The sequence below is a fragment of the Streptococcus sanguinis genome, from assembly GCF_020729765.1.
Classification (GTDB): Bacteria; Bacillota; Bacilli; order Lactobacillales; family Streptococcaceae; genus Streptococcus; species Streptococcus sanguinis_Q.
The window spans coordinates 20,528-31,845 of sequence record NZ_JAJEPD010000052.1; the positions used below are offsets into that span (position 1 = coordinate 20,528).

General features: G+C 41.2%; 13 protein-coding genes and 2 pseudogenes. 2 read left to right on the forward strand and 13 right to left on the reverse strand.

From position 1 onward, the window contains the following. Positions 1-168 precede the first annotated feature (168 nt). The gene (locus tag K4H96_RS07670; RefSeq protein WP_223336947.1) at positions 169-627 is read left to right on the forward strand and encodes a hypothetical protein; all 459 of its coding nucleotides are present in this window, start codon (positions 169-171) and stop codon (positions 625-627) included. Here K4H96_RS07670 and K4H96_RS07675 read toward each other — a convergent pair. Next, positions 594-1,034, reverse strand: a pseudogene (locus K4H96_RS07675) (alpha/beta fold hydrolase); the annotation flags it as partial. The gene K4H96_RS07670 and the pseudogene K4H96_RS07675 sit on opposite strands and share 34 nt — an antisense overlap. Positions 1,035-1,281: 247 nt before the next feature. Here K4H96_RS07675 and K4H96_RS07680 point away from each other — a divergent pair. After that, positions 1,282-1,593: a VOC family protein gene (locus K4H96_RS07680; protein WP_223336948.1), complete on the forward strand. Its 312-nt coding sequence runs from the start codon at positions 1,282-1,284 to the stop codon at positions 1,591-1,593. Here K4H96_RS07680 and K4H96_RS07685 read toward each other — a convergent pair. The 12 genes and pseudogenes from K4H96_RS07685 to pnuC form a co-directional block, all read right to left on the reverse strand. Further along, positions 1,515-2,035, reverse strand: a pseudogene (locus K4H96_RS07685) (GNAT family N-acetyltransferase). The gene K4H96_RS07680 and the pseudogene K4H96_RS07685 overlap by 79 nt on opposite strands. 158 nt (positions 2,036-2,193) lie before the next feature. Further along, on the reverse strand, positions 2,194-2,865 hold the full coding sequence (locus tag K4H96_RS07690) for a potassium channel family protein (RefSeq protein ID WP_223336949.1): 672 nt from the start codon (positions 2,863-2,865) through the stop codon (positions 2,194-2,196). 10 nt (positions 2,866-2,875) lie between these two features. Continuing rightward, the gene (locus K4H96_RS07695) at positions 2,876-4,225 is read right to left on the reverse strand and encodes a TrkH family potassium uptake protein (protein WP_002909606.1); all 1,350 of its coding nucleotides are present in this window, start codon (positions 4,223-4,225) and stop codon (positions 2,876-2,878) included. Beyond that, the gene (locus tag K4H96_RS07700) at positions 4,222-4,773 is read right to left on the reverse strand and encodes a putative immunity protein (protein ID WP_002909605.1); all 552 of its coding nucleotides are present in this window, start codon (positions 4,771-4,773) and stop codon (positions 4,222-4,224) included. Before K4H96_RS07700 ends, K4H96_RS07695 begins: the two co-directional genes overlap by 4 nt. A gap of 251 nt (positions 4,774-5,024) precedes the next feature. Beyond that, entirely contained in the window at positions 5,025-5,264 is a 240-nt protein-coding gene (gene kphA, locus K4H96_RS07705; protein ID WP_002895313.1) for an RNA-binding protein KphA, read from the reverse strand. Between the two features lie 19 nt (positions 5,265-5,283). Further along, positions 5,284-5,556 carry a 30S ribosomal protein S16 gene (gene rpsP / locus K4H96_RS07710; protein WP_002895310.1) on the reverse strand — a complete coding sequence of 91 codons (273 nt, stop codon included), beginning with the start codon at positions 5,554-5,556 and terminating at the stop codon, positions 5,284-5,286. A gap of 176 nt (positions 5,557-5,732) precedes the next feature. Further along, positions 5,733-6,422, reverse strand: coding sequence for a YjjG family noncanonical pyrimidine nucleotidase (locus K4H96_RS07715; protein ID WP_061591709.1), 690 nt, complete (start codon positions 6,420-6,422; stop codon positions 5,733-5,735). Positions 6,423-6,612: 190 nt separating this feature from the next. Further along, positions 6,613-7,539, reverse strand: a complete 927-nt coding sequence (locus K4H96_RS07720) for a cysteine peptidase family C39 domain-containing protein (RefSeq protein WP_061591708.1) — start codon at positions 7,537-7,539, stop codon at positions 6,613-6,615. A gap of 53 nt (positions 7,540-7,592) precedes the next feature. Next, a complete protein-coding gene (locus tag K4H96_RS07725) occupies positions 7,593-8,426 on the reverse strand; it encodes an AraC family transcriptional regulator (protein WP_223336950.1) in 834 nt (277 codons plus the stop codon). 197 nt (positions 8,427-8,623) lie between these two features. Next, a complete protein-coding gene (locus tag K4H96_RS07730; protein WP_002904626.1) occupies positions 8,624-9,118 on the reverse strand; it encodes a YkgJ family cysteine cluster protein in 495 nt (164 codons plus the stop codon). A 167-nt stretch (positions 9,119-9,285) separates the two neighbouring features. Beyond that, positions 9,286-9,930: a hypothetical protein gene (locus K4H96_RS07735; RefSeq protein WP_223313007.1), complete on the reverse strand. Its 645-nt coding sequence runs from the start codon at positions 9,928-9,930 to the stop codon at positions 9,286-9,288. Between the two features lie 104 nt (positions 9,931-10,034). Continuing rightward, entirely contained in the window at positions 10,035-10,826 is a 792-nt protein-coding gene (pnuC, locus tag K4H96_RS07740) for a nicotinamide riboside transporter PnuC (RefSeq protein WP_002895303.1), read from the reverse strand. Positions 10,827-11,318: the final 492 nt, after the last annotated feature.

The window sequence follows — 11,318 nt, forward strand, 5'->3', positions numbered from 1 at the left end:
TATTTTATCATGATATAGGGGAATGTACAAGGGAGATAAGAGGGATTTCCCTTGCCTATATTTATTTGATTAAAATTGCTGTTTAACGTATAATTATACATATAGAGCTTTAACACTATAAACACCCGAGTGTGTTTACGCAAAACTAGAAAGAAGTTGGTGACGACTATGGGAAAAAAGTTAAGTAAACTCCTGCTCTCTACTGCTATTCTAGCCACAACAGCCACCAGTTTGACTGCTTTGACACAGGTCAAAAAAGGCCAAGCAATGGAAAATGAAACGAGGGAAACTAGAAATCTCTCAGCCCTTGATAAAAAAATTGCTCAAATTGACAATCCAACCATCAAGGCTTTTCTAGAATACTATGCTAGTCAGAACATGACCTCCGCATCGTCTCTTCCAATGATAGATGATCTCGAGTCCAATACTCGCATCATAGTTATTGATGCTGATAATGCGGATAAAAGTTTGCCACCAGCCATTGGAACATCAGTCGATGGATCCGAAGGGCCTGTCGGGGGAACTGTTGACGCTGATGGCCAATACATCGAGTTTGATACCAGTGACCATAGTAAATCCGCAACAGTACAAGAGATTCGAGATGCTATTGCTGAGATTCTGGGATAAGGATTCTGAGCTAATTCGCCATATAGAACAGAATAAGTGGTCGGCTCAATTAAGATTAGTCCCTGACAAAACGGCTCTGACTCAGCAATTTTAACTGCTACAAGGCCGCTAATACTGTGCGCACAAATAGCATACTGAATGACTTTAAACTGCGATAAAACCTCCAAAATAGATTGAACCAAATCGTCCAAAACAAAATTTTCTTGATTTTCCAGTGGGCTTTGGCCAGCATTAGGGTAATCTATTGTTAAATAGCCCCAATTTTTAGGTAACTTCCGAATGACTGGCAAAAAATTTTCATAGGTTGGCAGACTCCCTGCACCGCTTAAAAATACAGCAATCTTTTCCGCAGGTTGATAAGACACAAATAGTTGTCCTACTTTCGTTTTGATGATTTTTTCTTTCATAATGTTTCCAATCAATTCTTAAAAATATTATCTGGGCACACACTACTATCTAAGATCTAGCTATTTTACTAGCAGAATAAGGACACCCCAATACCAAAAATTATATACCAATAATTTTTCATATTCAACCAAGATTCGTGTTAGAAGAGGCAGTTGCTTGCACTGTGAATGAAGGCTAATTTCAAGGCTTGTTTTTCCTAAAAATCTATGCTAAGGTAAAGGCAGAATGTGAAAAGGAGGGGCTACTATGATGAGAAGCGGCCATCTGATTTACAAGGTAAAAGACTTACAGGAAGCGGTCACGGAATGGGAAGAAAAGGGTTTTGTCGTCGAATACGGCAGAAGGAAAAAACCCAACAATGCCTTAATATACTTTAGTCAAGGCCCCTATATTGAGCTACCGGAAAATACGGGCATTCCTGTAATAGCCAAAATCATAGCTAAACTATTTGGCAGACCTAAAAATCTGGAGCGCTTTTTCTACTGGGATGAGTGCGAGGAAGGCTGGCAAGGACTTTGTATCGAAAAAGATTCTTTGTCAAAAGAATCCCCTCGATAAAGAATTTCAAAGCTAAGATCCTCATATTCCAGAAATGCATTCGACGAGCGGAAACCCTTGCTTTTATAAAATTCCCAGCGAGCCTGACGCTGTTCAAGATTATCACACGGCTCATCTAGGCGCTCGATTTCTAAAAGCATGGTTCACTGATAGAAATTGACCAGCTTTTCGATGATTTCACCGCCATAGCCATGGCTGCGCAAGTGGGGCATAATAGCAAAGAAACTAACATAAAAGGCTTGCGCGTTGGAGATGGCAAAGGCAAAACCAACAAATTCCTTTTCATGATAAAAGGCGAAAAAATTAGCATCCTCCTGTTCCTCATATCGTAAAAATTCACTGAGCGGTATCCTTTCCTCTTCTGGGAAACCTTCATTATTCAAGGCTTCTACCTTATACAAATCTGGAAAACTGCTGTAATGATCTGGCTGGTTAAGCTCATAAAATCACTCCTTTTCTAGTGATAGTATAATAAATTTTGCAACTGGTTTCAAAAAAGAGCCCTGAAAGAGCTCCTATGTATCCATTTTTTCTTCATATAATAGAAAGGTGCCGAATGCCTAGATAGAATCGGTTGGCCCCCACCGAAGAGGAATTATCCTAGCTGCTACTCACTATTTCACGTAAATTATCCAAATGCTGGTTATCAGTCACAGCCATAATGCTGACGCCTTCTGGCCAAACAAAGTCTGGAATAAACTTGCTTTCCAAAGGCTGATTTTTTGTCAGACGGTAGCCGATAATATTAAGATGATAAAGCCTGCGAGCATCTACTTCACGGACCGTTTTCCCGACCCAGCTAGCAGGCAGTTCAAACTCAGCCACTACTACATCGTCATCCAGCTGGAAGACCTCAATCGAATGGTTCAAGAGAATAGTCTTGGCCAATGAAATACCAGCCTCCACTTCAGGCAGAATAACCAGATCAGCTCCCACCTTTTCTAGCACCTGCTGAGTTACTTCATCTTTGACCTTGGCAATGACATTTTTAACGCCCAATGCCTTGCAGTGCATGACCGCTAGGACGCTGGATTCCAGACTTTCTCCCGTCGCTACGATGACCGTATCACAGGACCCAACGTCTGCCGCCTCTAAAAGCTCCATATCAGTAATGTCCCCGATCACACCAACGGCAATCATGTCTTCATACTGATTGATTGTCTCTTCGTGATTATCAATCGCAATGATTTCTACATCTTGAGAAATCAAGGCCTCAATGATACTCTGTCCAAAAATCCCCAAGCCGAGGATTCCAACTGTTTGATTTGCCATTTCTTTTCTCCTATCCAATCATAATGTCCGCCTTGCTGTAATGCAAGGTTGCAGCCTTCTTCGGTTGATAATGGTTGAGACTGACCATAAGAGTCAGCGGCCCCACCCGTCCAATAAACATTAGCAACATAATCACAATCATACCAGCTGTATTGAGGCTGGTAGTGATATTGGCCGTGACACCAACTGTAGCCAATGCCGACACAGTCTCAAATATCAGGTAAATAAAACGATGACTGCTATCGGTCACTAGCCCAAGAGCCAAAAGACCAAGCAGAAATGTCAGCTGAAAAATCACTGTCACACCAAAAGCCTTCTGCACTAGCTGAGGAGACAGCGTTCTCCGTCCCATATTGGTATGAGGCAAGCCCAGGATTTCCTTTCGAGCAAAAAGAAAAAGAACTAGGAAGGTCGTAATTTTCAGACCGCCCGCTGTACCACCCGGAGCCCCTCCCAGAAACATCTGGAGCAGATAGATAAACAGGGTTACTGGACGAGCAGCTGTATAATCAATGGAAGCAAAGCCAGCTGTCCTCATACTGACTGTCTGAAAAAAGCTGACCAGTAGCTTATCGCCAAAGGAAAGATTGCCAATCGTTCCAGGATTATTGTACTCCGTCCAGAGACTCGTGACCGTCCCAAAAACGAGGAGACCAGCAGTCAGCAGCAAGACTACCTTAGTATGAAAGTGCAGCCCCTTCTGTTTTCCTCCCAATTTAGTCGCCAAGTCAAACCAGACCATAAAGCCCAGTCCTCCGGTAATGATGAGGAGAGCCAAGGTGATATTGACCAAAACATCTGTCTGCAAGCCTAGTAGGCTATCATTGCCAAAATTATCAAAGCCCGCATTACAAAATGCAGAAACGGCTAAAAAGATAGAATTAAAAATCCCTTTTCTCAGACCAAACTTGGGAATGAAGCGAATCATGAGAAGGAGCGCACCAAGTCCTTCGATACTAAAAGTCGTGATAAAAATCGAACGGACAAATTGACCTAAGGTACGATTGTGACCATAACTAAAACTATCCCGCAGAATACGGCGATCCTTGAGGCTGAGCTTTTTCCGACTTTCCATGGTGAAAAAACCGATAAAGGTCAGGATGCCCAAGCCACCAATCTGAATCAGTAACATGCAAAGGAGCTGCCCCCAGACATTGTATGTATCCACAACCGATCGAGTAAAAAGCCCTGTCACACAGACCATCGAGACAGCTGTAAAAAGATGATCCAGATAGCCCGCTTGGGAACTAGCCGTCTGCACCCAAGGCAGACTGAGTAGCAAGGAGCCACAGAATATCACCAGAAGAAAAGACAAGATAATCTTTTGCGCTGGTGACAAGCGTGAAAATAAATGCTTCATAAAGTTTCCTTTCCTGATCTAATAAACGCAGAGGCTATCCTTATCTGTCTTTCTCTTTCCTTGACAGCCCGCTGCATATCATCTGGACTCTGCAAATTTCTGACTTTGATGGCATAATCCGCTGCGACAATAGCATGGCCCCGCATGTGGCCTGTTGCGACTCCTTGGGCAAAAACACGCGCAGCATATTTACCGATTTGTGATTGGGCTTGCTGCGACAGTTTGTTAGCCAAGAAACCAGCCTGCCTTAGTTCATAGGCAGATGCCCTACCATCAAGTCGAGCCTGAAAAATCGCTCTTACCTGAGTCAAAATCTTCTGCTTTTCAGACTCATCTTCCGCATCTATCAAAGCTATAAAGCTTGACGCCATTTTCATAGCCCATCGAGCCAGTTTCCCTTGAGGAAGTTCCTCCAAAACAAGCTCCAATTCCAATCTCTTCTCACCATCATCCAGGATTTTCAGCTTGTATGGGCTCGGTAAAATCACTTGGCTATTCTCATAACACTTGCGCTCATGAGCGTTCCAAGCATAATCTTCTGGCTTCATATGTCCTCCGGCTTCGAGTTTCCCTTAACTCGCCCCTGCATTTCGTTCTTCTCTTAAATGAAGTGTCTAGTTCTCACATACGCTCGAACTGCATCAATTCCCCTAAATTCAACTGCGCCTAACGGCTTATTTCATTAAGGGGCTTGTACCCACGCTTTGCTGGGCATCAATTTCCCTAAGCTCACTTGAGAGCTGCGCACTCAGTTCGCTAAGAGAAATAAAAAAAACGGGACACATAGCCCCGCTGCTTCTTATTTCTCATCAATGACGATGCGAACCTTTTTGTACTCGGTTGGGACAGAGTAAACAATCGTCCTTATAGCGGAGATAGTACGACCTTTACGACCGATTACACGTCCAACATCACTCTGATCAAGATCCAGGTGATATTCTAAAAATTCAGGTGTATCCTCAATCTTGATAGTTAAGGCATCTGGCTGTGAAATCAAAGGTTTCACTATCGCAATAATTAGATTTTCAATCGTGTCCATATGTCAACCTACGCTTCTATTATTTAGAGTATTTTGAATCGTGGAATTTCTTCAATACGCCTTCTTTTGAAAGGATGTTGCGTACAGTATCAGAAGGTTGTGCACCATTACCCAACCACTCAAGGATACGGTCTTCCTTCAAAGTCACTTGGTTTTCAGCTACAAGTGGGTTGTAAGTACCAACTGTTTCGATGAAACGTCCGTCACGAGGTGAACGTGAGTCTGCAACATTGATACGGTAGAAAGGTTTTTTCTTAGAACCCATACGAGTCAAACGGATTTTTACTGCCATTATTAAGGTCTCTTTTCTTTATTTTTTTCTTTTGGTGAAATAGCAAAGCTATTAAGCACATGTTCTATTATAGCAGATTAAAAACAGCTGTCAAGTTTTTTTCTTGACAGAGTTAAAATTTTTTTAGATTAGTCTTTCTTGTTTAAAAGAACAATAGTTTTTCATTTACAGTCTCCTTATGGAACCAAAAGTCTGATAATGTCGTCATAAGAATAGGCGGTATAGGTCGGTTGAAAAAGACTTTCATTTTCTAGCTGCTTGGGATTGTACCAGATAGAGTCCAATCCAGCATTATTAGCGCCAGCAATATCAGCTGTCAAGGAGTCTCCAATCATCAATGTCTGAGACAGGTCAAAATCTGGTATCTGCTCTGCTATTTTTTCATAAAATAAAGCTTCAGGCTTCTGAGTCCCCATCTTTTCCGAGATAAAAATATGATTAAAATAAGGAGAAATGTCGGAATTGGCCATGCGGCCAGTCTGAATAGCCGTGATGCCATTGGTCGCTCCGTAAATCTCATAATCAGCTTCTGTCAGACTGTCCAACAACTCGCTAGCACCAGCGTAAGTTTGTCCTTGCTGAGCAATATGCTGCTGATAGAGAAGGGCTAACTCGGCGCCATCCTTCTCAATGCCAAAATGGGCAAAAAGACGAGAAAAGCGAGTGTTGACAAGCTCCGGCTTGGTAATTTTACCCTGCTCCAGATCCCGCCAAAGCCCCTTGTTCATGGGAATATAATAATCTTTGTAAGTCTGAATCTCAGTCACGCCCTGTTCCTTCAAAAACTGAGTCAGCGCAATATCTTCTGCCGTATCAAAATCCAGCAGCGTATGATCAAGGTCGAAAAGTAGAAATTTGTATGACAAGGTAGAAGTCCTTTCTATAACTGTAGTAGCTTCATTATACCACAAGCCACAAAAACCAGCCGATCGAAAATGAACGGCTGGTTTCTAATCTATTTAACCACTGGTATCCAGAGATCCTTTTGATAGTCAAGTGCCCCTTCTTTCGATCCTGCTACATTATCAAACAGCATCTTCGTTTTTCTCACTTCTTCTACTCTTCTTTATAGTGAATACACAAATCTCTAAACTTATTATCTAGCGCTGCAATATCATACAAGACTTCTGACAGTTTTTGATAATCTTGCTTGATACAAAATAGATGAGCTTGGCCGAACAATCTTGCTAAATTTTCTTTTATTTCTGATCTGACAGAATCGTATTCTTTTAAGAAGTTGCTCATGTATAGATTTCTGATAGAAGCTAATTTGAAGCTAAAGTATTGATGAAGATGCTTTTGTTCTTCATTCAAGCCATTGTCCGCTACCGACTTAGCATATCTTGCTATCACATTCTCCTCGCCGTCTTCATATTGTTGCTTCATCAACATAGATGTTTTCTGATAAATCTCTTTGGAAGTTGGAGATTTGATTTTTTTGAAGTTTCCCCACATGGAGAAAGAACCTCTTTTATAGTCGATATTTTTAGCTTCCCAGGCTTTCGAAAATTCTGAGAAACTCATTTTCATACAAGCAAAGCCCGCTGGATCATGGAAATAGATAAACGCATCATCTAAATCATAAACTGAAACAAAATGGTCCACCCCATACAAATGGATATGATTGGGATTATAAGTCAGATACCCCATGTCTAAAGGGCCAAGAACAAATGGTCCGCTGAGCAAGAACTTACTTAACATTTCTCTGATAGAGAGAAGATCCACTGTATTAGAATCCTTTATATAGTATTCATCATAGGTAAAACCCAGAATGTTTAAAGAATGGCTGATAGAACTATCTGGCATTCCATTATCAAAGAAGACTAAGGGGTGTTTTTCATCTTCCTTTACAATACTAGCGCCATTTCCCATTACCATAATGGCTTCCAAAAACTCAGGGCGAACATCATAACCATACGAATGCAGCACCATCGCAAGTGAATATGTATAACAAAGAGAAACGTCCCCAAAATACATCTGCATAGCATCATCCTCCTCTGTAATCAACACCTAAAAAATGACTTCCAAGCACCATTTTATTTCACCACTGGTATCCAGAGTTCCATTTGATAGTCTGGGGAAGACATGTCTCCCTCAGTGTAAACTTCAAAATCTGGTGCTCCTGAGTGGCGATAGCCAGTTTCTGGGAAAAAGACTTCCAAGACATATTTCCAAGCATGGTGGATACTGGCGGGGATTGCCCCTTTGACTGGTACGATGGCATATTCCGCTTCTGCGATTTCTTTGATTGACAGACCTAGTTCTTCTGCTTTAGCTTTATCCGTCACATCATAAGCGGCCATATAGTTAATGATTTCGCCTTCTTTGACATCCGAGCAGACGCCAAAGAATCGGCCACTGCCCAGACTTTCCAAACTTTCAAAGCTGTGATTGGCATAGAGCTGCTCCCAAGCGGATGGGCACTGGCTATTGTCAATAGCTTCCAATAGGACGCCTGCCACGGTAAAAGCAGGTTTCTTTTGAATCTTGATATCCATGTTCTTTCCTCCTGTAATCTTTAAGGATAATTGAAGTCTAGGAAAGACCCGATATGGTTTTCCATTTCGAACTTCTGAGGGAGTCGCACCATGGAATTTCTTGAAGGCTGAGCTGAAGGCATCGGCAGACTCATAGCCGTATTTCATCGCTATGTCAATAACCTTATCAGAGCTTTCCCGCAAGTCCGTCACAGCTTCTGACAGCCTGCGATTGCGTAAGTATTCTGCTAGAGTCATATCTGCCAGGATGGAAAACAGCCTGCTGAAGAGAGCATAAGAATAGCCCGAAAGTTGCTGAAATTGCTGTAAATCCACTTCTGCGTCCAACTTACTTTCTAGATATTCCATGGTTCGATTGAATTGATGCATCATATTCTTTTTCACCTCATAAAAGATACTAAGGCCGTTAAAAGCAAAGTGAAAATTGGAAAATTAAGGGAAAGGCTCCTGCTCCGAGGAAATTTTATCTTTTTCACATAGCTTCTAGGCCGTATTCAATTCTAACTATAGTCTAACAGATCTAAGATACTCCCGCCCTAGAATTTTTGTACAAGATTTAGAGGGGGATTCTACAACCTATCCCGTAGCTTCTCCACAAAAAGATAAGCCGCTGGGCAAGTCAGGGTGTTTTTGATTGTTAGATGATTAATCTGATGAATCTTCTTGCGGTCTGTATGAGGGAACTCTCGACAAGCCTTTGGACGGACATCGTAGATCGAGCAGAGATTGTCTCCACCTAAAAAAGGACAAGGCATGGCTTTGAAGACCTTGTCACCGTCTTCGTCTACCTGCAGAAATTCCTCTTCAAAAGCCGGCAGCTTCATCTTGAAATACTTGGCAATACGGACAATGTCTGCTTCCTTAAAGTCTGGTCCCAGAGTCTTACAGCAATTAGCGCAGGCTGTACAGTCAATCTCCTCAAAGACCTCATCATGGATTTGCTGGGCAATCTTATCTAGGTTTTTTGGTGGCTTTTTCTTGAGACTGGCTAAAAATTTTCGATGCTCTTTCTGCTTCTGCAAAGCTAGCTGATGGTACTTTTCAAGGTCGATTTCTTGGGTCATATATTTTTCTTTCTGTATTCAAATTGCTTTTATTATATCATAAAATGAGCCCTCTTAAATCTTATCAAACTCAAAGAATATTAGATATCCCATCTAACAAAAAAATCTGAGAACGAGTCCCAGATTTGCTTTTTATGAACTTAGAGAGCACTCATCAAATGCTGTCGCTAAATGCTTTTTCCACCGTCCTTGCTGACGCTCCAAGTTTCTTCGATATAGGGGATAAATTCATACAGAGTGTCTTCATCGCCTTCAAAGGACATCATATAGACCTTATCGCCTTGTTTGAAGACCCAAACCGTTAGGTTTTGAGTGGATTTTAAAACAACATTAATCTGAAAGGCTTCATTTCCAGCTACGGTACTCTTTGCTCCCCAAAAATCATCGACTTCCTTATTATCCTTCCAGTGATAAGCAATACGTTGGGCAATGGTTTCAGCGTTGAATTCTTCACCTTCTCCGATATTGGCTTTTTCTTTTGTATAAGCGTTCATCGTGACAATATTATAGCCACTTCCATCCGTATACTGGACGCTATCGCCACCATCTACGTCTGTAAACTTAATCCAATTATCAGGAATACTGATATAGCCATAATCATCAGAGCCAACCCGCTGCGTACCAGTAGTCTTTGACGAATCTTTTTCTTTACGACTGCTACTACTTGTATCGCTGTCATCTCTCAGGGAAACTCGACTGGAAGAATCAGATGCTTTCCGACTGCTATAACTCTTAATAAGGCTACAAGAGGACAGGGAGAGGCCGGCTAAGATTATCAGGGAGAGCAGAAAGTACTTCTTTTTCATGGTCATTCCTTCCTAAATCTAATAAATTTTACTAATACTAGTTTACCATATTTTTAGGACGAAAGGAAAGAGAGACATTGTCGCATCCGATTTCTTTTCCGTTTATAGGACTATGCTTTTTTAGCAGCCTTATTCCACTGGTACCATCCGACTAAGCTGTTGATTAAATAGATCAAATATTTCCCTTGAATCTGAAGACTCTCACCCCACCAGAGGTAAATAGAAAAAATATTGGTCGCTGCCCAGAAAATCCACTGTTCACGATAAACAGCCGTCATCAAGATTTGCCCTACACCATTTGTCGCATCTGTGATTGAATCACGATAAGGACGATTAGCCCCCACAGATTGGTAAATCAAGCCAAAGACCAACCACCAAAGCACACTGAGCGATAGATATTTTGTCCATCCTTTGGCATCTAGCTTACGAGCAACAAACTCTTGCTTTTCTTTTTTGAACTGGCCTTGGTAAATCCACACCAATAGCCCAATCGGCTGCATGATGGTAAAGTAAAGAGTCGTCAGGACCTCTCCATAAAAGCCTTTCTGCAAAGCCAAAATCAAGTAAATCACAGAATTAATCAAACCAAAGAGGTAATTGCTAGCCCGTCCTTCAGAAACGAAGATTACACAGATAATCCCAGTCAGACTGCAAATCATCCCCGTCCAATCCACGATGCGATGTTCATATATCAGCTCCAACCAAAGCGGAAAACTCCCTAGAATCAAGAGATAAACCCATTGACCTAGACTGCGATGAGCAAACAAATCGTCCCAGATAAGTTTCAAGGTACCAGAAAAGCCGAGCTTCTTCATACTAGTCACCATTCGTTTATAGCCACCAGACATTTCAGAAAGCGTCAGCTTCATGTTTGCGATTTTCTTTTGGATATAAGTATTCATTCTTTCTCCTTTTGTTTTTTAAGAGCCGTGTCAAATTGACTTACGGATGCAACGCTCTATTATTTTCGAACACGCACAAATTTTACTTATACATTGTTCACACTTTATCATATTCCTATTTCAGAAAATGTCAAGTAAAATCAAAAAAAGATTTTCTAACGTTCGGATTTCAAGAAAAGACCTACAAATTTTTGTAAGTCTTTTTGATTGGATTTGATAGTAGTCGAACGTTTTTTGATTAGTTACAATCTTTTTGTGAAGCATAATTAGCTTCTACACTGAAAAAACAAGAGTCTTAATAAATAGGCCTCTTGTTTTTTTAAACTATTATTCGCTGACTGCTCCCTTGCTATCAAGACTCCAAGTATCTTTCATGTTTGTAATGAAATCATCAATAGTTTCTTCGTCGCCTTCAAAGGATAGTATATAGACTTTGTCATCTTTTTGGAAAACCAATGTATTAGCAAGTTGTCCTGATTTCAGAATGATGTT

Bases quoted from the DNA above. Each gene is read 5' to 3' on its own strand.
- K4H96_RS07695 (WP_002909606.1), bottom strand. From the start codon at position 4,225: ATGAAGCATTTATTTTCACGCTTGTCACCAGCGCAAAAGATTATCTTG.
- K4H96_RS07700 (WP_002909605.1), bottom strand. From the start codon at position 4,773: ATGAAGCCAGAAGATTATGCTTGGAACGCTCATGAGCGCAAGTGTTAT.
- K4H96_RS07670 (WP_223336947.1), top strand. From the start codon at position 169: ATGGGAAAAAAGTTAAGTAAACTCCTGCTCTCTACTGCTATTCTAGCC.
- K4H96_RS07720 (WP_061591708.1), bottom strand. From the start codon at position 7,539: ATGCAGATGTATTTTGGGGACGTTTCTCTTTGTTATACATATTCACTT.
- rpsP (WP_002895310.1), bottom strand. From the start codon at position 5,556: ATGGCAGTAAAAATCCGTTTGACTCGTATGGGTTCTAAGAAAAAACCT.
- K4H96_RS07735 (WP_223313007.1), bottom strand. From the start codon at position 9,930: ATGACCATGAAAAAGAAGTACTTTCTGCTCTCCCTGATAATCTTAGCC.
- pnuC (WP_002895303.1), bottom strand. From the start codon at position 10,826: ATGAATACTTATATCCAAAAGAAAATCGCAAACATGAAGCTGACGCTT.
- K4H96_RS07730 (WP_002904626.1), bottom strand. From the start codon at position 9,118: ATGACCCAAGAAATCGACCTTGAAAAGTACCATCAGCTAGCTTTGCAG.
- kphA (WP_002895313.1), bottom strand. From the start codon at position 5,264: ATGGACACGATTGAAAATCTAATTATTGCGATAGTGAAACCTTTGATT.
- K4H96_RS07725 (WP_223336950.1), bottom strand. From the start codon at position 8,426: ATGATGCATCAATTCAATCGAACCATGGAATATCTAGAAAGTAAGTTG.
- K4H96_RS07690 (WP_223336949.1), bottom strand. From the start codon at position 2,865: ATGGCAAATCAAACAGTTGGAATCCTCGGCTTGGGGATTTTTGGACAG.
- K4H96_RS07680 (WP_223336948.1), top strand. From the start codon at position 1,282: ATGATGAGAAGCGGCCATCTGATTTACAAGGTAAAAGACTTACAGGAA.